General features: G+C 38.5%; 21 protein-coding genes. 8 read left to right on the top strand and 13 right to left on the bottom strand.

Annotated elements, in window-relative coordinates; all coding sequences use genetic code 11:
- Positions 1-18 precede the first annotated feature (18 nt).
- The 5 genes from WA338_RS12115 to WA338_RS12135 all read right to left on the bottom strand — a co-directional run bounded on the left by WA338_RS12115 (position 19) and on the right by WA338_RS12135 (position 3,770).
- Positions 19-939 carry a ribonuclease Z gene (locus WA338_RS12115; RefSeq protein ID WP_272984884.1) on the bottom strand — a complete coding sequence of 307 codons (921 nt, stop codon included), beginning with the start codon at positions 937-939 and terminating at the stop codon, positions 19-21.
- A gap of 43 nt (positions 940-982) precedes the next feature.
- Positions 983-1,318, bottom strand: a complete 336-nt coding sequence (locus WA338_RS12120; protein WP_009780521.1) for a hypothetical protein — start codon at positions 1,316-1,318, stop codon at positions 983-985.
- On the bottom strand, positions 1,315-2,247 hold the full coding sequence (locus WA338_RS12125; RefSeq protein WP_009780522.1) for an aspartate carbamoyltransferase catalytic subunit: 933 nt from the start codon (positions 2,245-2,247) through the stop codon (positions 1,315-1,317). The genes WA338_RS12120 and WA338_RS12125 overlap by 4 nt, the downstream gene beginning before the upstream one ends.
- 15 nt (positions 2,248-2,262) lie before the next feature.
- Positions 2,263-2,802, bottom strand: coding sequence for a bifunctional pyr operon transcriptional regulator/uracil phosphoribosyltransferase PyrR (pyrR, locus tag WA338_RS12130; protein WP_009780523.1), 540 nt, complete (start codon positions 2,800-2,802; stop codon positions 2,263-2,265).
- A 221-nt stretch (positions 2,803-3,023) separates the two neighbouring features.
- Positions 3,024-3,770 (bottom strand): DUF4294 domain-containing protein, encoded by a 747-nt coding sequence (locus tag WA338_RS12135; RefSeq protein WP_272984888.1) that lies wholly within the window; start codon positions 3,768-3,770, stop codon positions 3,024-3,026.
- Positions 3,771-3,822: 52 nt separating this feature from the next.
- Here WA338_RS12135 and WA338_RS12140 point away from each other — a divergent pair, with 52 nt between their 5' ends.
- The 6 genes from WA338_RS12140 to WA338_RS12165 all read left to right on the top strand — a co-directional run bounded on the left by WA338_RS12140 (position 3,823) and on the right by WA338_RS12165 (position 15,428).
- A complete protein-coding gene (locus WA338_RS12140) occupies positions 3,823-4,911 on the top strand; it encodes a M42 family metallopeptidase (RefSeq protein WP_088124386.1) in 1,089 nt (362 codons plus the stop codon).
- A gap of 195 nt (positions 4,912-5,106) precedes the next feature.
- Positions 5,107-6,183, top strand: coding sequence for a DNA topoisomerase IB (locus tag WA338_RS12145; RefSeq protein ID WP_009780526.1), 1,077 nt, complete (start codon positions 5,107-5,109; stop codon positions 6,181-6,183).
- Positions 6,184-6,296: 113 nt separating this feature from the next.
- The gene (uvrA, locus tag WA338_RS12150; protein WP_009780527.1) at positions 6,297-9,128 is read left to right on the top strand and encodes an excinuclease ABC subunit UvrA; all 2,832 of its coding nucleotides are present in this window, start codon (positions 6,297-6,299) and stop codon (positions 9,126-9,128) included.
- Between the two features lie 32 nt (positions 9,129-9,160).
- Positions 9,161-9,850: a TIGR00730 family Rossman fold protein gene (locus tag WA338_RS12155; RefSeq protein ID WP_040532753.1), complete on the top strand. Its 690-nt coding sequence runs from the start codon at positions 9,161-9,163 to the stop codon at positions 9,848-9,850.
- Between the two features lie 115 nt (positions 9,851-9,965).
- Entirely contained in the window at positions 9,966-12,797 is a 2,832-nt protein-coding gene (locus tag WA338_RS12160) for a metalloprotease (protein WP_336093506.1), read from the top strand.
- Between the two features lie 219 nt (positions 12,798-13,016).
- Positions 13,017-15,428 carry an alpha-ketoacid dehydrogenase subunit alpha/beta gene (locus WA338_RS12165; RefSeq protein WP_273016969.1) on the top strand — a complete coding sequence of 804 codons (2,412 nt, stop codon included), beginning with the start codon at positions 13,017-13,019 and terminating at the stop codon, positions 15,426-15,428.
- 7 nt (positions 15,429-15,435) lie between these two features.
- Here the strand turns inward: WA338_RS12165 and WA338_RS12170 are convergent, their stop codons facing one another.
- The 8 genes from WA338_RS12170 to WA338_RS12205 form a co-directional block, all read right to left on the bottom strand.
- Positions 15,436-16,968 carry a PH domain-containing protein gene (locus tag WA338_RS12170; RefSeq protein ID WP_272984897.1) on the bottom strand — a complete coding sequence of 511 codons (1,533 nt, stop codon included), beginning with the start codon at positions 16,966-16,968 and terminating at the stop codon, positions 15,436-15,438.
- Positions 16,961-17,479: a PH domain-containing protein gene (locus tag WA338_RS12175; RefSeq protein WP_272984899.1), complete on the bottom strand. Its 519-nt coding sequence runs from the start codon at positions 17,477-17,479 to the stop codon at positions 16,961-16,963. The genes WA338_RS12170 and WA338_RS12175 overlap by 8 nt, the downstream gene beginning before the upstream one ends.
- 56 nt (positions 17,480-17,535) lie before the next feature.
- Positions 17,536-18,375, bottom strand: coding sequence for a 1,4-dihydroxy-2-naphthoyl-CoA synthase (locus WA338_RS12180; RefSeq protein WP_009780534.1), 840 nt, complete (start codon positions 18,373-18,375; stop codon positions 17,536-17,538).
- Positions 18,376-18,417: 42 nt separating this feature from the next.
- Positions 18,418-19,263: a CvfB family protein gene (locus WA338_RS12185; protein ID WP_272984901.1), complete on the bottom strand. Its 846-nt coding sequence runs from the start codon at positions 19,261-19,263 to the stop codon at positions 18,418-18,420.
- A gap of 155 nt (positions 19,264-19,418) precedes the next feature.
- Positions 19,419-19,760 carry a DUF2853 family protein gene (locus tag WA338_RS12190; protein WP_009780536.1) on the bottom strand — a complete coding sequence of 114 codons (342 nt, stop codon included), beginning with the start codon at positions 19,758-19,760 and terminating at the stop codon, positions 19,419-19,421.
- A gap of 74 nt (positions 19,761-19,834) precedes the next feature.
- A complete protein-coding gene (menD, locus tag WA338_RS12195) occupies positions 19,835-21,550 on the bottom strand; it encodes a 2-succinyl-5-enolpyruvyl-6-hydroxy-3-cyclohexene-1-carboxylic-acid synthase (protein WP_336093511.1) in 1,716 nt (571 codons plus the stop codon).
- Between the two features lie 31 nt (positions 21,551-21,581).
- Positions 21,582-22,694 (bottom strand): chorismate-binding protein, encoded by a 1,113-nt coding sequence (locus WA338_RS12200; protein ID WP_040532755.1) that lies wholly within the window; start codon positions 22,692-22,694, stop codon positions 21,582-21,584.
- A gap of 2 nt (positions 22,695-22,696) precedes the next feature.
- A complete protein-coding gene (locus tag WA338_RS12205; RefSeq protein ID WP_272984904.1) occupies positions 22,697-23,122 on the bottom strand; it encodes a PaaI family thioesterase in 426 nt (141 codons plus the stop codon).
- Positions 23,123-23,264: 142 nt separating this feature from the next.
- On the opposite strand from WA338_RS12205, the gene WA338_RS12210 reads away from it, so the two are divergent.
- The gene (locus WA338_RS12210) at positions 23,265-23,909 is read left to right on the top strand and encodes an alpha/beta hydrolase (protein WP_336093514.1); all 645 of its coding nucleotides are present in this window, start codon (positions 23,265-23,267) and stop codon (positions 23,907-23,909) included.
- Between the two features lie 583 nt (positions 23,910-24,492).
- On the top strand, positions 24,493-25,218 hold the full coding sequence (locus tag WA338_RS12215; RefSeq protein ID WP_272984907.1) for a leucine-rich repeat domain-containing protein: 726 nt from the start codon (positions 24,493-24,495) through the stop codon (positions 25,216-25,218).
- Positions 25,219-25,324 lie beyond the last annotated feature (106 nt).

Below are 25,324 nucleotides of genomic sequence, written 5' to 3' on the forward strand. Positions count from 1 at the left end.
GAAGACTCGTGATTAGCTTTAGGCCGTCAATTCGTCAAAATCAAAGACTTTACCATCATCTGCGGTAAGCACATTCTCAAAGACTGCTTTGGCTTCATTGGCAAACAGCGTAAGATCTGGATAACGCGTGCTATAGTGTCCTAAAATAAGATACTGCGCGTTTGCTCCTTTTGCCATAAGACCCGCTTCTCGAGCAGTAGAATGCCCAGTTGGGTTTGCTAATTTGGCGTGCGCTTCTAAAAAAGTAGACTCGTGATATAAAAAGGTCACATCTTTTAACTGCGGAAGATTATCTGGCTTGTAAACCGTATCACTGCAAAAGGCATAGCTGCGCGGCGGATCAGGATCAAAGGTAAGCTCAGCGTTGGGAATCACGGTACCGTCTTCTAAAGTTGCATCTCCACCCGCTTTGATCTTTCGGTAATACACCACATCGATCTCATGTTGTAAACACGCGTTCATATTGAGTTTACGCTCTGCCGGTTTTTCTTTAAATAAAAATCCGTTAGCATAAATACGGTGTTTTAACGGAATGGTTTCTACGGAAACTTTTTCGTCCTCAAAAATGAGCTGTGGCTCTTTGCTTTCTAACTCGTGAAAATATAGCGGATAGTTGGTCCAGGAATTAGAAAGTTTCAGCTGAAGCGTTATCGCTTGTTTGATTCCTTTTGGGCCGTAAACATGAAGTTCTTTTTCTCTATTGAGTAATCTAAAGGTAGAGATAAGTCCGACTAAACCAAAAAAATGATCGCCGTGCAAATGGGAGATAAAAATGTGCTTTATCTTAGAAAACTTGACCTTATTCCGTCTTAATTCTACCTGAGTTCCTTCACCACAATCTATAAGAAATAAGTGGTTTTTGATTTGCAAAACCTGAGAAGTAGGATTGGTAAAACTACGAGGTGTAGCTGCATAACAGCCAAGAATGGTAAGCTTCATGTAAGATTGAACGATTTTATGCGGTAAGTTAACCTATATAACGTTAAAACCCTAAATCGCGTTGTATTTCTTCAAGATCGATAACGTCTTTCGCTTCTTCAAGCGTAGGAACCACCATAAGTTCTTCGGGAACGTGATCAATATGAACGGCTTTATTTACCAACACAAAAGACTTTTGTGCAGCGCGTTGCTGATTTGAAATTTCTAAAAAGCACAACAATTCTTCAAGAGTTAGTTGCTCATATTTTAATAGATCGATCACCAAGTTCTTTTCGGCGTGTGCTTTAGGAACGATAAAATCAAGAAAAGAAGCAAAGCTTTTCACTCCTTTTTCTTCATCAGCTAGAATGGTATAGGTATCTTTTTCGGTTACGATCATTGTTGTTTGATTTTTGAAGCCAACAAATATATTACTGCCATTCTAATTGCCACACCATTTTCAACTTGATTTAGAATGATAGATTGACCACTGTCTGCCACGTCACTGGTAATTTCCACACCGCGATTGATGGGTCCCGGATGCATCACGACGATTTCTTTATCAAGCGAATCGAGTAACTCTTTATCTAAACCGTATTGTTGCGTATACTCTCGGGTTGATGGGAAATAACTGATATCCATACGCTCATTTTGAACGCGTAGCATATTGGCAACATCACACCATTCTAATGCTTTTCTCAAGTTGAGTTCAACCTCAACCCCTAGCGATTCAATATATTTTGGCATCAAAGTTTTTGGTCCACAAACTTTAACTTCGGCTCCCAAATGCTTCAGCGCATATATATTAGAAAGTGCCACGCGACTGTGAAGAATATCCCCAACGATCACCACTTTCTTACCGGCTACTTCCCCAAGTTTTTTTGTTATAGAATAGCTGTCGAGCAAGGCTTGTGTGGGATGCTCATGCGCACCATCTCCCGCATTTACAATACTCGCTTTGATATTTTTAGAAAGGAAAACACCCGCTCCCGGATTTGGATGACGCATAACAACCATATCTACTTTCATAGATAAAATGTTGTTCACCGTGTCTATTAAAGTTTCCCCTTTTTTAACGGAAGATGCACCCGCAGAAAAATTGATCACATCTGCACTTAAGCGCTTTTCTGCAAGTTCAAAAGAAAGCTTGGTACGTGTAGAATTCTCAAAGAAAAGATTGGCAATAGTGATATCTCGTAACGAAGGAACTTTCTTAATCGGCCTATTGATTACTTCTTTAAAATGATCTGCCGTTTCAAAAATGAGATCGATATCTGCTTTTGTGATATACTTAATCCCCAATAAGTGGTTTACACTTAACTCGCTCATTCTATTACTTTATAATTACTTATTTACAAGATATACAACATCTTCTCCCCCATTCTCTACCCATTTGACCAGAACCTTTTCCTCATTGATCGCATCTACCTGACGCCCACGATAATTTGGCTGAATAGGCAAATGCCTGCTAAAACGTCTATCGATCAATGTAAAAAGCTCAACGTTTTTAGGTCGGCCAAAACTTTGTATTGCCGTTAAAGCAGCATTTATGCTACGTCCAGTGTACAAGACATCATCAATAAAAACCACGTTTTTATCTTCAACTACAAAATTGATCTTGGTTTTATTGGCCTCCAGCGGTTTATCACTACGTCTAAAATCGTCTCTAAAAAAAGTAATATCAAGATATCCTAGTTTGATATCTTCAATATTATAATCGGTTTCTAGCAGTTTTTTTATGCGCTCTGCGACATAAATTCCGCGTGGTTGAATACCTATGAGAACGGTATCTTTAAAATCTTTATGATTTTCAATGAGTTGACAAGCCAGTCGATTTAAAATGATGTTTATTTCTTTTGCATTAAGCAAGACTTTCTGGCTCATAATAGGAGAACTACAATTTTGGTAGACAAAGGTATTTATTTTTTTTAAACGAGGCTTTTCAACCTGAGGGCAATTGTAAAGAATTTAATCCTTCTTTTTTCCGAACCAATTAAACCCAAAGGGTATCGCAAAAAACAGAAAGAAATATTTGCCGGTGATCAACCCTATTAGCGTAATTGTCGCAGCAATAATGTAAATCCAGTTGGTTTTTGAAATCTTCACTACTTGATTCCTTTAGATGGTTTACGCCATTTATTTTCTAGTTCTAAAAAGTTGACATCTATTGCCGGTTCTTGAAACTCCAACACCTTGGCTTGAAAGGAGCGCTGCAGAATATCTTCTATTAAATAATCTTCTTGAACTTCGGCGGGATCGTAAATCTCTTTTAGCGAAATATCAAAAAAGCTCGCGGTGGTATTCAGCAAAAAGGCTTTTAAACCACTTCGGTAGTTTTTGATAAGATCAAAAGTAGTTTGACCGGTTTGGCGATACATAAGTTTTACAAGAATTTGACCTTCGGTACGGGTGAGTTTTTTGAGTTCCTCTTTAAATTCATCTTCAACATACCGCTGAATGATCTTTGTATACCGCTTACGGTCCCGTTTGGTTTTCATAGAATCCAGTCGCTCATTAAGTTCAACCAGACGTTCCCCTGCCAATTTTGCATAAGGCCAAACCTTTCTGGTTTTTCGTCTTAAAATAAGATACCTGCGTCTTGCAGTATTGTCATCAAATTTAAGCCTTCCCAAAACCACAACATCATCAAGAAAAATTGCTGAACGTGCAATACTATCCCCTTCTACAAAATAGTATTCTGCAGCAGTGGTGTCGTTTTCTTGCTCTCTTGTTTCGGTAGTTTGAGACCAGAGTGTTGCGCTAAGAAATAGAAAAAACAGGTAATTGAAATTCTTCAAATTCTTTTTTAAATAATGTTGTGCTAAAACTGTTCCAAAAGTACATAATCGCATAGATTGCTTTATGCTTTTGGCATGAATATTCTTACTTTCGTACAAAATCACAATTATGTCAAAAAGCATTTTAAATAAAAAATCGCTCGACTTTTTAGAGTCGTACCTCAATAATGCCGCTCCTACCGGTTATGAGTGGGAAGGGCAAAAAATATGGATGGATTACTTAAAACCGTACGTAGACACTTTTATTACCGACAATTACGGTACTGCGGTAGGTGTGATCAATCCTGATGCAAAATATAAAGTGGTTATTGAAGGCCACGCTGACGAAATCTCGTGGTATGTGAATTACATCACAGACGACGGACTCATCTACGTTATACGTAACGGAGGAAGTGACCATCAGATTGCCCCTTCAAAATTGGTTAACATTCATACTAAAAACGGAATCGTAAAAGGTGTTTTTGGCTGGCCTGCAATTCACACGCGTGATAAAAGCAAAGAACAGGCCCCTAGTCTTGACAATATTTTTATCGATACCGGATGCAAAACCAAAGAGGAAGTTGAAAAACTTGGTGTACACGTTGGTTGCGTAATCACTTATCCAGATACGTTCACCGTACTTAACGAGAATAAGTTTGTATGTCGCGCACTCGACAATAGAATGGGTGGCTTTATGATTGCTGAAGTTGCGCGTCTGCTTAAAGAAAATGAGAACAAGCTCGACTTCGGGTTATACATCGTAAACTCTGTACAAGAAGAAATTGGACTTCGCGGTGCGGAAATGATCACACACACGATTCAACCCAATGTGGCGATCGTGACCGATGTTACTCACGATACCACTACCCCAATGATCGAAAAGAAAACCAACGGTCACGCAGCAATTGGTGAAGGACCCGTTATTTCTTACGCGCCTGCGATTCAACAGAAACTTAGAGATTTGATCATTGATACTGCCGAAGAAAAGAATATTCCGTTTCAACGTGCCGCAAGCAGTCGCGCTACAGGTACCGATACTGATGCATTTGCATACAGCAACGGCGGAGTACCATCGGCATTGATCAGTTTACCTTTGCGCTATATGCATACCACGGTAGAAATGGTACACCGTGACGATGTAGAAAATGTAATTAAAATGATCTACGAGAGCGTGTTAAAAATAAAAGATGGTCAGAGTTTTAGTTATTTTGACTAAATTTAAATTCTTACTAATCATCAAAAGAAATGTCCGGATTGACTTTAAGTCACCGGACATTTTTTCTTGTACTCACTTTTTCTACGGAAACTTTCATTTTTTCTGAAAGTTCTTTCACAAATTATTAGAAATACGGCTTCTAATATTATTATTTCCTTAGTACGCTTCCGCTCAAATTGCATTTAAATTTGAGTCATGACCATAACTGAAGAAAAACTCGAGAACATCCTATCTAGTCGGGAAGAAGCTGCACGTATTGCAGATCTCATCTATGTTACAGATAAACATCTTACCATTTGTCGGAAAAAACACGGTAAAGGATTTACCTATTGCAAGAACGACAAAACCATAAAATCCAAAACTGTTTTAAACCGAATCAAAAAACTGGTGATACCACCAGCCTGGCAAGATGTGTTGATTTCAGAACCCGCTAATGGTCATTTGCAAGCGGTAGGTCGCGATGAAAAAGACCGCAAAGTTTATCTCTATCACGAAACGTGGAACAAACTCAGAAATGAAACCAAGTTTCTAAAACTTGCAGCATTTGCTAATGTTTTACCACAGATACGCCAACAAGTTGATGCAGATCTTGACGAAGAAAAAATGACTAAACGTAAGGTTTTGGCTCTCGTAATTCGGCTTATGGAAGAAACACATATTCGTGTGGGTAATGATTGCTATGCTAAACGCAATAAAACCTACGGCCTTTCAACTTTGCGCACCAGACACGTTAAAACTACAGAAAGTGATATTCGGTTTCAGTTTGTTGGAAAAAAAGGAAAAGAGCACGATATCGCCATCACAGACCCCGAACTTATAGAATTAGTAAACCAATGCGAAGAAATCCCGGGATGGGAATTGTTTCAGTTTTATGACCAATCCGGGAATAAAGATCACGTAGACAGTACAATGATCAATGAATACATTCACGAGTTAAGTGGCGATTTATTTTCTGCTAAAGATTTTAGAACCTGGGCCGCTACAAAAATCTTCTTTGAGGCTTTGAGAGAACTTGGTTACGTTGAAGATGAAAAACAAAACGCAAAAAATATACTTACCGCTTATGATGCTTCAGCAAAAGGCTTAGGAAACACACGCAGCGTTTGTCGTAGCTACTATGTGCATCCGGTTATCCCCGAAGCTTACACTGATGGTTCCATTGTTCCTTACTTTGAAAAAGTAGATCAAGTAGAAGTAAATTCAGACACACAGCTTTCACAAACAGAAACTGTGATCCAAGAAATGCTGGGTAATTACGAAGTAAATATTTAAACATTCTTCCTTAGCGATACACACATTTGCAATGTTCACTTAACATTCAGCAAACCTGTACTTGCTTCTATTTTTCACTCAATTACAGTACCTTTGCACACTTGAAAAAGAAAATGGCAGACACACAAGAATACATTGAAGTTTATGGCGCTAGAGCCCATAACTTAAAAAATATAGACGTACATATTCCCCGAGAAAAACTGGTTGTTATCACCGGTCTTTCAGGAAGTGGAAAGTCATCCCTAGCTTTTGATACGATTTATGCTGAAGGACAGCGAAGATACATCGAGACGTTTTCGGCCTATGCGCGCCAATTCTTAGGGGGTTTAGAGCGACCCGATGTAGATAAAATTCAAGGCCTTTCACCCGTAATCGCTATTGAGCAAAAAACTACGAGCAAAAGTCCGCGATCTACCGTTGGTACGATTACTGAGATTTATGACTTTTTGCGACTGCTTTATGCTCGTGCCAGTGATGCATACAGCTACGAGACGGGAGAAAAAATGGTGAGCTATAGTGATGAGCAGATCAAGGATCTTATCAAAACAGAATATGCAGGCAAACGGGTAAATGTGTTGGCGCCTGTTATCAGAAGCCGTAAAGGGCATTATCGCGAACTTTTTGAACAAATTGCAAAGCAAGGTTTTGTAAAAGTGCGCGTTGATGGTGAAGTTCGCGACATTGAAAAGGGAATGAAGATCGACCGCTACAAGACCCACGATATTGAGATCGTGATCGATCGGTTAAAAATTGAAGACGGTCAGGATATCGATAAGCGTATTTTGGAAACCATCAATACCGCGATGTATCACGGTGAAGATGTAATGATGATTCTGGATCACGACACCAATGAAGCGCGCTATTTTAGTAGAAGCTTGATGTGTCCTACTTCCGGGATTTCATACCCTAATCCAGAACCTAATAATTTTTCGTTCAACTCGCCTAAAGGTGCCTGCCCCAAATGCAACGGTATTGGCGAACTGCGCGTGGTGAATGTGGATAAGATCATTCCTGATCCTAAACTATCGATTAAAAATGGTGGACTAGCGCCACACGGAAACCAAAAAAGCAATTGGATCTTTAAGCAACTTGAGATCATTGCGCAACGCTTTGACTTCAAATTAACCGATCCTATCAAAGATATTCCTAAGGAAGCAATAGATATGATTTTGTACGGTGGAAAGGAAAAATTCACCGTCGATTCTAAAACCTTAGGCGTTAGCCGCAATTATAAAATTGATTTTGAAGGTGTCGCAAATTTTATAGAAAGCACTTACGAAAACAATGATTCTGCATCCCTCAAGCGTTGGGCTAAAGAATATATGGAGAAGGTAATCTGCCCGGAATGTGAAGGATCACGCCTGCGCAAAGAATCCTTATACTTCCGCGTACGCGAAAAAAACATTGCCGAACTCGCACAAATGGATGTGCTGGAACTGGCTGCTTGGTTTAAGGACTTACCGGATAATTTAAGCGAAAAACAAACCGCGATCGCCACCGAAATTTTAAAAGAGATCAATGCGAGACTTCAGTTTTTGGTTGATGTTGGTTTGACATACCTCTCCTTAAACCGAAGCTCAAAATCCCTTTCTGGTGGTGAAGCACAGCGTATTCGCCTTGCGACGCAAATTGGTTCACAACTGGTAGGCGTGCTCTACATTCTTGATGAGCCGAGTATCGGTTTGCACCAGCGAGACAATGAGAAACTCATCAATTCGTTAGAATCGCTTCGTGATTTAGGCAACTCAGTCCTGGTCGTTGAGCACGATAAAGATATGATTGAGCGTGCCGATTATGTTATTGATATTGGTCCGTTTGCAGGAAAGCACGGTGGTGAGATCATCAGCGAGGGAACGCCGAAGCAGCTTGTAAAACAGCATACGCTTACCGCACAATACCTTAATGGTGAAAAAGAAATCGCAGTTCCTGCTGAGCGCCGCAAAGGAAATGGAAAAAAAATCGTTCTTAAAGGAGCTACAGGCAACAACCTTAAAAAGGTAGATGTAGAATTTCCGTTGGGAAAAATGATCGTGGTCACAGGAGTTTCAGGAAGTGGAAAATCTACGTTGATCAATGAGACGCTCTACCCTATTATGAATGCGCATTATTTTAATGGCGTCAAAAAACCTGCACCATATAAAAGCATTAAAGGTCTAGATGAATGTGATAAGGTTATTGATATCAACCAATCACCAATTGGCCGTACACCACGATCTAATCCGGCAACGTATACCGGAGTTTTTGGTGAAATACGCAGTTTGTTTGCAAAAATTCCTGAGGCGCAAATTCGGGGTTACAAGCCGGGACGTTTCAGTTTTAATGTTGCTGGAGGCCGCTGTGAAACCTGTAAAGGTGGCGGGTTGCGTGTGATAGAAATGAACTTCCTCCCGGATGTTTACGTAGAATGTGAAACCTGCCAGGGAAAACGCTTCAACAGAGAAACACTTGAAATAAGATATAAAGGAAAAAGTATCGCCGATGTGCTGGAAATGACCATTGATGAGGCGGTTCCGTTTTTTGAGCATATTCCTAAAATCTACCGAAAACTCAAAACCATTCAAGATGTTGGATTGGGTTATATTTCGTTAGGACAACAATCTACTACACTTTCCGGTGGAGAGGCGCAGCGTATAAAACTGGCCACAGAGCTTTCTAAGCGCGATACGGGAAATACCTTTTATATTCTTGACGAACCCACTACCGGATTACATTTTGAAGATGTACGCATCTTAATGGACGTACTCAACCGACTTACCGACAAAGGAAACACCATGTTAATTATAGAACATAATCTTGACGTAATTAAGATGGCAGACCACATCATAGACATTGGTTATGAGGGTGGTAGAAACGGCGGCCAACTTGTTGCAAAAGGTACGCCTGAGGAAGTGGCTAAAGATAAAAAGAGCTTTACCGCTAAGTTTCTCCGAAATGAATTAAATTAGGCTCTTGCCGAATTTTTTAAACAAAATTAAATATGAGAACTGAACATAAACCTAAGGGTTGGAATGAGATAAAAACAAACGACTCTTGGGCTATATTTAAAATAATGGGTGAATTTGTAAGCGGTTTTGAAAAGCTTAGCAGAATTGGCCCCTGTGTATCTATTTTTGGTAGTGCACGTACAAAACCTGATGAAGAATATTATAAGCTTTCTGTAGCTATAGCAGAGAAAATCGTTGAAAACGGTTACGGTGTGATTACAGGCGGTGGCCCGGGAATTATGGAAGCTGGTAATAAAGGAGCCCACCTTGCAGGAGGAACTTCTGTAGGTTTAAATATTGATCTTCCTTTTGAGCAACACGATAACCCCTACATAGATAGTGATAAGAGCATCGACTTTGATTACTTCTTTGTGCGCAAAGTGATGTTTGTAAAATACTCACAAGGCTTTGTGGTGCTTCCGGGAGGTTTTGGTACACTAGACGAACTTTTTGAATCGATTACACTAATTCAAACACATAAGATTGATAAGTTCCCGATCATTTTAGTAGGTACAGAATACTGGCAAGGCCTTTTTGATTGGATCAAAAATACTTTACTTGAAAAATTCAATACTATAAGTCCGGGGGATATTGATTTATTACATCTTGTAGATACCGAAGATGAAGTTCTTGAAGTCTTAAACAACTTCTACAATGAATATGAATTGAGTCCTAATTTCTAAAATATTTAAAACCAAGACGCGCTATTTTGCGTTAGGTATGGTAATTGATTTATATTAAAGAAAAACGCCTAGTGCTCAACGCAACTCCATTCACCATAAACGTATCGGTAGAACTATGAAGAAGTTTTTAAAAATGCTTCTTCCGGTTTTGTTAACGCTTCCTTTTACAGGTGAAGCGCAAAACCGTATTGAGATCACTGCCCGTTTGGTTGAATCGGATAAGACTTTGTTCATTCAGCAGGATATTTATTTCAAGAACAACTCAAACGATACGCTTACGCAATTGTATTTTAACGATTGGGCGCATAGTTTCTCATCAAAACAGTCAAAATTAGGTAGACGCTTTGCAGAAAATTACGATCGTAGATTTCACTTAGCAGATGATTATGCGCGCGGCGCTTCAAAAATAAATACCATCATTGGTGAGCGTTTTAGTAATCTCAGTTTTAAACGACTTGAAGATGCCGAAGATGTTCTTGAAATAAACCTTCTTGAACCGTTGCCTCCCGGTCAAACCACGCGGATTAAGCTCAATTACAACATACGTATTCCTGATGCCAAATTCACAGGTTATGGCGCATTAGACAACGGTGACTTCAATCTAAAATATTGGTTTATTGCACCCGCAGTTTACGATGGTGAATGGCATTACTACAGCAATAAAAATCTGGATGATCTGTACATGGCGCCAACTGATTTTTCAATTGATTTTTCGTTTAAGAAGAATTATCGCTTCATTAATGAACTCGAGCAAACCAACGCGACTGTCAATGAAGAAAGCAGTTTTAAAACAGTTCATTTAGAAGGAAGCTCCCGTAATAACACTACGATTTATCTACGTCAAATTTCTGAATTTCAAATCACTGAAACCGATGATTTGACCGTAGTAACCAATATAACAGACGACAAAGTCATTGCTGAACGCGAAGCGCTGATCATTGATAAAATAAGTCATTTTCTTGTTGAAGAATTGGGTGAATATCCATTTAAACAGTTGGTGATCTCCAATATTGATTATGCTGAAAATCCTGTTTATGGCCTAAATCAGTTACCCGATTTTCTGAGTCCGTTTCCGGAAGATTTCAAATACGAATTAAAGATCTTAAAAACCGCGATTGACAATTTTGTTGATCGCACACTATATGTTAATCCAAGAGACGACCGGTGGATTGCCGATGGATTAAAAATGTACACCATGATGAAGTATATGGATCATTTTTATCCCAACCTAAAAGTTGTAGGGACGCTCAATCGCTACTGGATTGCGCGACAATTTCACCTTGCTGATCTGGAGTTTAATGAGCAATACAATTTGCTTTACATGCACATGGCTCGTATGAATCTCGATCAACCGCTTACTACACCAAGTGACTCGTTGATCAAATTCAACAAAAACATAGCGAACGCATACAAAGCCGCCAGCGGAATCAATTATCTTTCTGAATATCTTTCTGATGCTATAATTGAAGAGAGTCTTGATGAGTTTTATCTGGAGAACAAATTAAAACTTACTTCTTCAAAAACATTTGAAGCGATCTTAAGATCAAAAACCGATAAAGATCTCGATTGGTTTTTTGAGGATTTTGTCAACTCGAGAAAAATCATTGATTATAAATTCAACGAAGTTAAACGCGAGGGTGACAGCATTAAAATTGAAATAAAAAACAAAACCGAAAGTCAAATGCCCATTCCGGTTTATGGGATGAATAAAGATAAGATCATCTCAAAAACTTGGGTTGATGGTTTTGAAAAAGAAAAAAATATCAACATTGCCGGCGATAGCATAGACCGCGTCGTAATAAATGCTGAAGGTTTTGTGCCGGAATACAACAGACGTAACAATTACAAAAAAGTAAACCCGTTTCTGGGAGTCAACAAACCTTTTCAATTTAAACTGCTTCAGGACCTTGAAGACCCTTCAAAAAATCAAGTGTTTTTTATGCCGGTCTTTGAGTATAACTTTTATGACGGTCTCAAATTAGGAGCAAAAATGTACAATAAAACCCTCCTGTCTAAAGCCTTTAACTATCGCATTGAACCACAATACGGTTTTAAATCTGATAAATTAACAGGAAGTGCAGGGTTCACTTACACCCAAAACGTAAATGAAGGAAACCTGTATGCTATTCGCTACGGAATTTCAGGTTCGTTATCGTCTTACGCACCAGATGCACTATACAAATCTTACAGTCCGTTCATAACGTTCGGATTTAGGACTTCAGATTTTAGATCAGATAAACGACAATTTCTTACCGTAAGTAATATCAACGTGTATCGAGACGAGTCTGATGTGATCACCAATGATGATCCCAACTATAGTGTTTTTAACGTGCGGTACACTAATAGTAATCCGGGTGTTATCAATGCGCTTACCTATAATACAGATTTTCAACTCGCGCAGAAGTTTAGTAAGTTTTCGGTTACTGCCAAATATCGCAAGGTCTTTTTAAACAACCGGCAATTTGATCTAAGGCTTTTTGGTGGAATCTTTTTATACAACGATACGCGTTCGCAAGGAGATTATTTCAGCTTTGCATTAGACCGACCAACCGACTATTTATTTCGCTACAACTATTACGGAAGATCTGAAAGTTCTGGGATTTTCAGTCAGCAGTTGGTTTTAGCTGAAGGGGGCTTCAAGTCTAAACTCGACACGCCTTTTGGTAATGAGTGGCTCACCACCATCAATACCAGCACCACTATTTGGAATTTTATTCACGGTTATGCAGATATTGGTCTTGTAAAAAACCAAGGAGATCCGGCACGCTTTTTATACGACAGCGGTATACGTACCGTTTTGGTTGAAGATTATTTTGAACTTTTCTTTCCCGTATATTCTTCTAATGGCTGGGAAATTGGCCAACCCAATTACGATCAAAAAATACGCTTTATTGTAACGCTTGATCTACGCACGATGTTGAGCTTATTTACCCGCAAATGGTATTGATGGCTTTATAAACTTAAGCCCGCTAAACCCTTATTCAATCTATAAAAACAATATAGATTGATTTTCAAATATCATTAGCAAAATAGTTTTAAAACCTCTTTGAATTACAATATTTTCAGTAAAACTCAATTTTAATGAAAATTTATCATTTTTTAAAGAAATTATTGAATTGTATAAGAGTTGAATTTTGCGTATTTTTACCGAAACCGTTTGAAAATTATGCACACGCAATCTGAGCCCACTTCTGAAATTTCATTTGACGATTTTAAAGCCACTGTTATTAACGACTATAAAATTGCAGTCACTAGCCGTGAATGCAGTTTATTAGGTCGTAGAGAGGTTTTAACCGGTAAGGCAAAATTTGGGATTTTTGGCGATGGTAAAGAGGTGCCGCAACTCGCTATGGCCAAGGCCTTTAAAAAAGGAGATTGGAGATCGGGCTATTATCGCGATCAAACGTTTATGATGGCTATCGACCATCTTACCATTGAAAACTTTTTTGCCGGTCTGTATGCACATACCAGTCTTGAGCACGATCCTATGAGTGCCGGTAAGCAAATGGGAGGTCATTTTGGAACGCACAGTTTAGATGATAGCGGAAACCTTAAAAACCTTCTTGAGCAATACAATAGTAGTGCAGACATCTCTCCCACTGCCGGTCAAATGCCAAGATTACTAGGACTTGCCCAAGCTTCTAAATTATACAGAAAGGTCCCTGAGATGAACACAGACGGACTTTCCAATGAAGGAAACGAAGTTGCTTGGGGAACTATAGGAAATGCCAGTACTTCTGAAGGGATGTTTTTTGAAACCATCAACGCAGCTGGCGTACTGCAAGTTCCTATGGTGATTAGTGTTTGGGATGATGACTATGGAATTTCGGTACACGCAAAGCATCAGACTACAAAAGAAAATATCTCTGAAATTTTAAGTGGTTTTCAACGTACTGACGATGATCAAGGTTATGAAATCATTCGTGTAAAAGGATGGGATTATCCGGCACTTATCGATGCTTTTGAACAAGCCGGAAAAATTGCACGTGAACAACATGTACCTGTTATCTTACATGTTACAGAACTTACACAGCCGCAAGGACACTCTACTTCTGGTTCTCACGAACGTTATAAAAGTAAAGACCGCTTGCAGTGGGAAAAAGAGCACGACTGTAACACCAAGATGCGCGAGTGGATGATCAACAATCAAATCGCCACAGATGAAGAGCTTTCAGAAATAGAGAAAGATATCAAGCGCAAGGTGCGCGAAGGAAAACGCAATGCCTGGGACGCCTTTCTTAATCCCATAAAAAAAGAGAAAAAAACCGTTTTAAGTCTTATCGACACCATTATTGCAGAAAGTGAAAACGGTCAATTTATAAAAAGTATCAAACAAACCCTTGTTGATGAAAAAGATGCGCTAAAGTCTGATGTACTCATCGCTGCACGTAAAACGCTTCGGTTTGTTTCAAAAGAAAATAGCGAAAGCATCACAGCATTAAAAAATTGGGTAAGCGATTATATCGCAAAAGAGCAACCTAATTATAGCAGTCACGTGTTTAGCGAGTTTGACTCTAAAGCTACAAATATTGCTGAAGAGCTTCCGCAGTACGATGATGACGCCAAAACTGTTGATGCGCGTATTGTACTTCGTGATAATTTTGATGCGCTTTTCAGTAAGTATCCTAACAGCGTTGTTTTTGGCGAAGATACCGGGACGATTGGTGATGTCAACCAAGGACTTGAAGGATTACAAGATAAATATGGTGAACTACGTGTCGCAGATGCAGGAATACGTGAAACTACTATTATTGGTCAGGGAATAGGTCTTGCCTTACGTGGTTTACGCCCTATTGCCGAGATTCAATACTTAGATTACATTCTTTATGCGATGGCGACATTGAGTGATGACTTGGCTACGCTGCGTTACAGAACGCACGGAAAACAAGCAGCACCATTGATCGTAAGAACCCGTGGTCATCGTCTCGAGGGAATCTGGCACAGTGGTTCGCAGATGGGTTCATTACTGGGACTTTTACGCGGAGTTTACATACTTACTCCAAGAAATATGACTAAAGCAGCCGGATTTTACAATACACTGATGCAAAGTGATGAACCTGCTGTAATTGTAGAATGTCTCAACGGGTATCGCTTAAAAGAAAAGCTACCAACTAATCTGGCAGAATTCAAAACCCCTATTGGTAAAGTTGAAGTGCTGCGTGAAGGAACAGATATCACAGTACTTTCTTACGGAAGTACGCTTCGTCTAGTAGAACTTGCCGCTCAGGATTTACAAGCTGCAAACATAAGTGTAGAAGTTATTGATGCGCAATCCTTACTTCCGTTTGATTTAAATCACGATACGGTAAAAAGTATCGCAAAAACCAACCGTATTCTTGTAGTTGATGAAGATATGCCCGGTGGAGCTTCGGCTTACTTATTACAGCATATACTTGATGAGCAAAAAGCGTTCAGGTATTTAGACAGTGCGCCGCAAACACTTGCAGCAAGACCACATAGACCTGCTTATGGAACAGACGGTGATTATTTTTCTAAACCTTCTGCTGAAGACATTTATGAGAAGATCTATGACATTATGCACGAAGTAAATCCAAACGAATATCCTTCAATTCGCTAGTTTAGATTTACATCCAAGGCTTCTGAGCAACTTCTACTCTAAATAGCGCATAATTTATGTAGCGCTGAAGTTGATGCGTTGTAACAGGAAACGAGATATCGCCGCCTGCGGTATGAAATGTATAATTGTATAGGTTTCTTTTCTTATACCATATAGGCTGACTCACGGTTACCGATTGCAGTTTAAATAACTCAATAATTTCTGTCTTTTGATTCCATACGCCTTTGCGCATAATCACAAATTCTGGGGTGATCTCTAGGGAAAGTGCTTTATACCAATAATATTGATACGGAATAATTAGCATCCCAAAAATGATAAAGAGAATACTCAAAATCTCTACCATATAATTAGGTACGAGAATCGATGCTACGATCGCAGTAAGGACTAACGGCAATCCTGCAATAATCAGCAATCGAATGTAGAGTATAAACGCCGGTTTAAATATACGACCGGGACGCATTTGATGACTGAACAGAAAACGCTTTACCTGCTCTACGTGTTTACGCTCTAATCCAGGAATAGAAATTTTTGATTTATTTAAATCATCCTGACTACTGGCCAGTGCAACTTGCGCTTCACTGAGGTTCAATCGCTTTTGAATAGGGTTTGTAATCACACGCATAAGCTGCACACGTCTTGGTTTGAGACTCACTTTTGTATTGGTCTTTAAGCCCATTTCAAGTTCTAAACTCTCATTGGTTTGCGTCAATTTTAGATCAAAGTACTTGATAAAAATTTCAACACAGGAGATAAACATCCCCAATAAAAACACACCTACAAAGATGATCGCTGTGATTATGAAAAGTTCTACAGGTTTGCTATATCCATCAAGATAACCTTTGATTCCTTCTGTATATTGATCTTCTTGTAAAACTTCAAAATCCCCTATTTGCTGGTAAATCGAACCTACAAAAATCAGAATAAGCCAAACGCCTCTAAAATAATTACTTGTTAAACCAAGTTTTAAAAGCCCTAATGGACTCAACCTATGCGTCCAGTTTGCTTTTTGATTTTCTTTTATCTTAGGTTCATGTATTATGTCCTGAGTAGTCGAAGAAGTAGTTTGCTCCTCACGCACCGCTTGCATCAAAATCTTTTGCAGTTGCTGCGCTTGCGCTTCGGTAAGAGCTTTAATATCGATCTCTTGAGTGCTGCTTCCTGCGGAATCTACAACAACGCTATTTACGCCAACCACGCGCTGCACCAAAGATTTCTTAAAATAAACTTGCTGAATTTTTGAAAATGGAATCGCCACAACATTAGTCGAAAAGACACCTTCCGTAAGGACAAACTCGGCGTTTTTATAATCTATATAAAACTGAAACTTTTTATACGCTAGAAAACTATATCCCAAAATAAGAGTCAACAAAACAAGAGCACCCAAAGAAATAGGTAAAATAATGTCTGAAGGGATTCCTTTAATGACAAAGTAAAGAATAGCTGCACCAAAAGCTCTCAGAAATTTATACGCGTGAGATAAAAAGATGATGAGTATCCCGAGCTTAGATTGTAATTGTGGGGTTTCAAATGGCTTAGACATCTGCTTCGGTTAGATGATGAGCAATTTTATCCTTGAGTCTGGCTGCAATTTCCGGAGTTAAACCGGGAATATTAATATCGCTTCCAGATCCGCCGGCAGTAAAAATATTGAGATTGGCGATTTTGAAAAACTTATCTAAAATCCCAACAGAAGTAGAAATATGCTGAATGCGATTGAAAGGTATTATGGTTATTTTTTCGAAAAGCACACCGCGCTTAAAAGCGATATCCCGCTCTCGTAACGCGTAACCAATATTTTTTTGTAAAGCTAATTGATATGCTGTGAGCAGCGCAAAAAACAACACGATCCCCGCGGACAAACCTAAAGTCACGTAAGGAACATCTGCAAAAATATAGAGCACCGTAATCCCAACAATCACAAGAAGCAACCAGATCGCAATAACAGAAAATACTTTATGTAACCGCGCTTTTGAAACCGGAGTATACGTCAGTTCTTGATGGTTTGGTAAAGTATCTAGATCTACCGGAGCATTTGTAAACTTATATTCCATGGAGCAATTTTTGACTGCATTCTTTTAAAAATACTAGAACACATTCAATTTCTCTGCTATGGAATCCATTTTTTATCAAAATTGGGTTTTCTTTTTTCTAAGAACGCATTTCGACCTTCTTTAGCTTCGTCGGTCATATAAGCCAATCGCGTTGCTTCACCGGCAAAAACCTGCTGCCCCACCATACCATCATCGGTAAGGTTCATGGCAAACTTGAGCATTTTAATAGAAGTTGGTGATTTGGCTAAAATTTCCTGAGCCCATTCAAAAGCGGTGTCTTCCAATTCTTCATGCGGAATAACAGCATTTACCATTCCCATTTCATAAGCTTCCTGTGCAGAATAATTTCGCCCTAAGAAAAAGATTTCCCGAGCCTTCTTCTGCCCCACCATTTTCGCCAAATATGCAGACCCATAACCACCATCAAAACTGGTCACGTCGGCATCTGTTTGTTTAAAAATGGCATGCTCTTTACTGGCTAGTGTAAGATCACAAACTACGTGCAAGCTGTGCCCTCCTCCTACTGCCCAACCGGGAACAACAGCAATAACTGCCTTTGGCATAAAACGAATTAATCGCTGTACATCTAAGATATTTAAACGGTGATAGCCATCTTCACCTACATAACCTTGATCGCCACGCGCTTTTTGATCACCTCCGCTACAAAAGCTATACACACCATCTTTAGGCGAAGGACCTTCGGCAGACAGTAAAATCACACCCACAGAAGTATCTTCCTGAGCGATATGAAATGCGTCAAGCAATTCAGAAGTTGTTCTTGGCCTAAAGGCATTACGCACTTCGGGACGGTTAAACGCAATACGCGCTACTCCATCGGCTTTTTTAAAGGTAATATCTTGATATTCTTTTACTGTTTTCCAGTCTGGCTTTTGCATAATATGGTAAAATTGCTTGAGTGCTTAAAACTGCCTCACCTATTAATTGTTGTCTTGATCCTTCAGCTTAATCCCGTCATTTGAGATCGTAATCATGCGGTCTTTATATAATGCACCGATTGCCTTTTTAAAGAGCTTTTTACTGATCCCAAAATAAGCGTGAATATCTTCTGGCGAACTTTTATCATGCACGGGTAAAAAACCATCATTTTCTTTCAGCTCCTCGTAGATGAATTGTGCATTGGGTTCTATGCTTTTATAACCTTCTGGCTGAAGCAAAACATCGATCTTTTTATCTTCACGCACGCGCTTGATATATCCCGGTAATCTGTCGCCGATTCTGATATCTTCAAAAATCGTGTCTTTATGAACCAAACCTTGATACTGCTCATTGATTATTACGTGAGCACCGTGTTCTGAAAAATGAGATACAAGGATCTCGACTTTATCATGTTTCTCAACAGTTGCATCAGAATTATCTAAAAACTTATTGAATTTTGAAGAACCTACAAGCCGGTTTGTGCGCTCATCAAGATACATATACACCAGATACCAACTGCCTTCTTTCATCGGTGTCACCTGATTAGAAAACGGAACAAAAAGCTCTTTATCTAATCCCCAATCTACAAAAGCCCCGATTTTGGTAACCGAAGTACATTCGAGATAAGCAAAACCATTTTTTAAAATATAAGGCTTGAGAGTGGTAGCAACAGGGCGCTCTTCATTATCTAAATAAACAAATACTTCGATCTCATCTTCAAGCTGAAAACCTTCGGGAGCGTATTTACCAGGAAGCAAAACTTCGTTTTCTTCGGCATCACGCAAATAAAGTCCCGGACTTACATCGCGATCAATAATCATTTTATGGTATTCTCCCAGTTCGAGCATATGTATAATTTAGTCTTCAAAAATAGCAAAAATTGCATGATTACATCCGTAGCTTTTGCATTAGATTCCTAGGAAAGGCGCTTGTAATCGGAAATCCTTATGCATAAAAAAACCGCCATAAAATTTATGACGGTTTCTAAATGTTGTTGTTGAGTTTAACTGTAAACTTCTTCTTTACCAAAATGCTTGGTTAATAAGTAATAAACAACCGCTCTGTACTTATTGCGATTCGATTTACCATAATCTTCAATTACTTTATTGATTCCTTCCATCAATTGAGGACCATCGCTAAGACCTAACTTTTTAATCAAGAAATTTTGTTTTACGGTCTCCAATTCAGACTCACTGCTTCCAGAAACTGTAGATGAATCCTGATTGTAGATTGATGGGCCACAGCCTATGGTTACTTTGGTTAGCAAATCCATATCTGCATCGTGTCCCAGTTTTTCTTTTAGATCAGCCGCATATTTAGCGATCATTTCATCTCTTTTACTCATAAAATATTAGGTTAATTAAGAATTAAAATTTTTTGCTCACTAAAGATACATAAAATTCAAAATTTTTAGACAAACTATCTTAAGTACTTAAAATAACCTAGCAAAACCTTATCGTTCTCGATACGTGGCGTTTTAATTTCAAGCAGACAAGGCTGCTCTTGTTCTTTATAAAAAGCATCTTGAGCTGTTGCTAACTCATCCTCATTAGAGGCAGAAAAATAAGCCAGTCCAAACATCTTGCACAAATGAGATGCATCGAGATTATGTATCGTTTCAAAATAGGTTTCAAAAGCCTGCGAAGTCTTATCTCCCGGAAGAATTCTAAAAATCCCGCCTCCGGAATTATTCACCAGAATAATTTTAAAGTCTTTAGGTAAATAGGAATTCCATAGGCCATTACTATCATAAAAGAAGCTTAGATCGCCGGTGATGAGCGTTGTGGGTAATTGACTTCCCACCGCAGCGCCAACCGCGGTAGAAGTACTTCCATCTATACCACTGGTACCTCGATTACAAAAAACCTTTAAGCTCTTATCGATATCAAAAAGCTGCACATAGCGCACAGTAGAACTGTTTCCTAATTGCAGCTGTGTATTGGGTCGCAATCTTGACAAAATGCCATCAAAAGCTTTAAAATCACACCAAACCATATCTTTTATATATGCCTGATGCTTAGCATCGCGATGACCGCGCACCTCGAGCCATTCTTTTTGATAATCGCTTAAAGTTTGATTAGTCTGCGGTAAAAATTTATCCCAGAAATAATTTACAGGCACTTTAAAATGTTTATTCAAACAGAAAAACGTGTCATAGGCTTTCTTGGGATCAATATGCCAGTGTTGCTCAGGCTGATATTCTCTTAAAAAGGCTTTGATCTTTTTAGAAATGATCATCCCTCCTATCGTGATCAAAATCTCCGGTTGAAGTTGTTTAAAACCTGCATCATCAAGCGAACCTATTATATTGTCAATTCGTGTGAAAAAATTGGGATGATTAAGATTGGATGTCGTTTCAGTAAAAACCAAAACACTTGGATCGTTGCCTAAACGATCTAAAAACTCTTGCTCGATAGTATTGGGCTGTAAAACACCAACAATAACTAACTTCCGCTTTGCGGAATTCCATTTTTCTACAAACGGTTTTAAATAGGCTTCAGATAACTCTACCGTTTTTAAGGGCTCCTCAACAATGATAGGATCTACAAGTTTTTCTTCGGTGGTATTGTAAAGCGGTTCGTAAAACGGAACATTAATATGCACCGGTCCTTGGCCAAAAACCGCTTCATTTAAAGCCTTATTGATTTCCTGTTGATTGTGTTTTGTGGCCTCACGTTGCTTTTGAATAAGCTTAGGATCTGTAAGCGCAGTATCTGGGACATATTCAGAATATAAGTTGGCAGAATACAAAATGTGGTTCTCAAATACATTGCGCTGCCTGATTGTTTGTCCGTCGCCAATGTCAATACGCTCGATAGGTCGATCTGCCGAAATTACCACAAGTGGAATATCACTGTAAAACGCTTCTGAAATCGCCGGGTAATAATTTAAAACCGCACTTCCTGAAGAACAGACTAAAGCTACGGGCTCTTGAAGTTGCTGTGCAAGACCCAATGCAAAGAACGCTGCTGATCGCTCGTCAACTATACTATACGTATGCATATCGGGATGATGAGTAAAGCCAATTGTGAGCGGTGCATTACGTGATCCCGGTGAAATTACGACGTGGTTTATTCCTTTTTCGTTACAAAGCAAAACCACCGATTGGGCGACTGGTATACTAGAATATTTCATTAAAAATCAAAATTACAACAAAGCCAAAAGCTTAAAGAATGCTGGCAATAGTTTGTGCTTTATTAACAGTTTCTTCCCATTCGGCTTCCGCATTTGACGCCTCGGTTATTCCTCCTCCTACGTATAATGTAGCACGATTAGGTTTAAACTGCATACATCGCAAGTTTACATAGAGACTAGAAGTGGCTTTTAAGGTTTTATAGGCAAGATTCTCTACATTACGTCTGGATCGCGCTTTAGAAGCATCGGTAAGCATATTGATTTCGCCTAAAAAACCGGTATAAAATTCACGATCATAGGGCTCTTCCGTTTCAATAAATGACTTAGCCAAATCTCTAGGTAAGCCACAAACAGCCGGTGTTGGATGCAAAGCGCTTAAAAGGGCTTTGAGTGTATCTTTTTCCAAATTCAATCCACCACTAATTTTAGTACGCAGGTGCAACAAGTTTCCTGCTTTGTAAGTCTCTCTATCATGAACCTTGAATGATTTAAAATCAAACGGCTTTAGTTTATTCACGATCTCATCAGTTACCAGTTGTTGCTCTTCCTGCTCCTTCTTCCCCCAATTCACATCTAGAGTTCCTTCAAAAGACTGTGTACCGGCTAAAGCCATAGTCTCCAGACTTCTTCCATTTAAAGCTAAAAGCGTTTCGGGAGTGGCGCCTAACCAAGTACCAACTTTAGGATGATGCCATAAATAGGTAAAAGCGGTTGTATATTTTTTGTTCAGTGCTAAAAATAAACCCACCGGACTCGTCTGCGGAATGCTGATGTTTTGCTTTCGCGAAAGCACCACTTTTTGCAAATCGGCTTTCTGAATTTGAGCTACCGCTCTATTTACCAAATCAATATGCACTTGAGGATTTTCAGTCTGCCAAGTTACAGTAGAAGTAACCGGCATCTCGTCGCTTTGAGCTTCTAGTGTAAAAACTTCAGGAGATCCCGATAGCAATATTGCTTTCTTATCCCAATCAAAGGGTGCAAAAACAAAACCGCGTTCTTGAAAATCTTCAGTAAATAACAAGCTGTCGTCCTCTTGAAAAAGCAAAGACACCTCTGTAGCTTCAGGCTTTCGGTATACTACAAAAGGTAAATGCTGGGCGTATAGATCCTCTATTTTAGCAATAAATTCCTTCTGGGTCATGTTCATTTTTTGGGTAAGGCAATGGTGGTAAGTTTTACAAGAGAGATCAATTCGTCCTGTTCGTTGGTGATTTTAATCTCCCATAATTGCGTGGTACGACCTTTATGAATAAAAGTGGCTCGAGCAAAAACTTTTCCGCTGGCAATACTCTTTACGTGATTTGCAGAAATCTCTATACCGCGCACAAAAACTTTTGAGATATCTAGAAACATCATACTGGCTGCACTTCCTACACTCTCTGCTAAGGCTACCGAAGCTCCGCCGTGTAAAACTCCGTCAGGTTGATGAACCCTTTCATTTACCGGCATAGATGCCGTAAGAAAATCTGCACCAATATCAATAAACTCAATATTCAGTGTTTCCATCAATGTATTCTTACAAATAGCATTGCAACGCTTGAGTGCCTCTTCTTTATTATCTTGAAACATGTCTTATATATTAACGTTCTTAAATATGCTGCTGAAGCTTTATACAAGTTCCAGCTATTGCTTTAATTTGCTCTAAAGCTATCTAAGAAAAGAACTTTTAAACGGTTCTTATTATAATGGTAAAGATACTTAAACCTACATGATGCGCGAAGAAAAAACCGTAAGCTATACTACGACAAACACCTATCAGACACTCAACACATTCACCCTCAAAACTGAAGTGATCTGGATGGTTTGTCACGGCCTGGGTCATTTAACCAAATACTTTTTAGACCATTTTGAAAAACTTGATCCTGAAAAGCATTACATCATCGCACCACAGGCTCCCAGCAAATATTATCAGGACAAACGCTATAAATACGTTGGCGCTTCTTGGCTTACGCGTGAAAATACAGATATAGAAATCGAAAACGTACTGAACTACCTTGACCAAGTTTATATGACAGAAATACAACCCAAATTAAATAGTCATATTAAGTTTTGCGTTATGGGTTTTTCTCAAGGTGTTTCGGTTGCAAGCCGCTGGATTAGTCGGCGCTCAATTTCGTGTGATTCTTTTATTGTGCATTCAGGAAGTATTCCAAAAGATATCGATAAAGATACATTTAAAAAGACCAAAGGTTTTCTTACCTACGGAAAAGAAGACGCACTTTTAAATAATTCCAGACTGAAGCAGCAAACCTCCTTAGCAAAAGAACTTTTTGATGAAAGGCTGAACATCCTTCCCTTTGAGGGTAAACATATTGTTAATGAGGAAATACTAGCTGAAATCTCAAAAAAGTTATAGGTAAATAGTCCTCCGCGAAAGCTTTTAAGCATTCAATTTACAGTATTGAATAAATAGCGCCATCCTCGTTAGTCTAAAAAAACTTACAACACCACTTACAAAAAGCAAACGATTGTATTTTATCGATTTTATTTGCTTTTAATACTTGTAATTAGCTATCTTAGAACAAATTAGCCAAGAAGAAAATTGGTTTCAATTTCTTTTTATGTTTTAAATCGAGTATTCCTGCTCGATTTCTTAACGTTTGTTGTTTGTTTTATATTAGTTTTTAGTTGGTAATGAGTCTGATTTTAAAAAATCAGACTCATTTACTTTAGACGAAATGCACATTTAGGCATTTGAACTGTAATTAAGTAAGAAAAATACTACTTTAAAACATTGATTGAGTTAGTTTTACCTGTGAAAAGCAACTTTCAAACTAACAAATACCTTGTGAAAATTGTACAAAACAACTGTTTTTTAATTGTATAAAACAACTATTTACTAATTATATAATAATTACTGTGTATTTCATCGATTATAATTGCTTTTTAGGGTTAAACGGTATTATATTTACGTTGTTAAACAAATTAATCAACCCACTATGAAATCAATTTTTACTCTTTTCGCAGTAGCATTCCTAAGCTTATCAGCTTTTGCTGAGGTTTCTAGCAATCAGAAGCAAGCTTTAATTGATTTATACAACGCCACAAATGGTTCTGAGTGGAATACTACTTGGAATCTTGATGCTGATGTTTCTACTTGGCACGGTGTACGCGTGATAAACAATAATGTGGTTGGTCTTAATTTAAGTATGAATAACCTCAACGGTCACTTACCAGAGTCATTAGGTGATCTTGATGCCCTTGTAACTCTTGAATTATTCTTTAATAGAATTCAAGGAGAACTTCCAAGCTCTATAGGAAACCTTAAAAATCTAAAAGTTTTAGTTCTTAACGGAAATATGCTAGACGGTAAGTTGCCAGAGAGTATTTATAACTTAACTAAACTGGAGCAACTAATGCTTACCAGCAATAATCTAAGTGGTAGTATATCTAATGACGTGAGTAAACTTGAAAATCTTGAAGTTTTAAATCTTTTTGATAACAACCTTAATGGTAACCTTCCATTAGCAGTTCTTAAATTAGAAAACTTAAAAGAACTTAATCTTTCTAATAATCAATTGGCAGGCGTAGTACCAGTAGAACTTAAGAATATGAAAAATCTTAAGACACTTGCACTAGCGGCTAACAATTTTGATAATTATAATGAAGGTGTAGCTTTCCAAGAAGATACCAATGCTACTTCTACATTAGCCTCAAACGAATAATTTATTCCCCAAATCATAATAAATTAGTTTTAATGAGTCGTCCTAAAATAGGTTGACAGTTTTTAAAAGTTTAAATCAATCCGGTGAAGCTAGCTTCACCGGATTT

The organism is Leeuwenhoekiella sp. CH_XMU1409-2, from assembly GCF_037029365.1.
Taxonomy (GTDB): domain Bacteria; phylum Bacteroidota; class Bacteroidia; order Flavobacteriales; family Flavobacteriaceae; genus Leeuwenhoekiella; species Leeuwenhoekiella blandensis.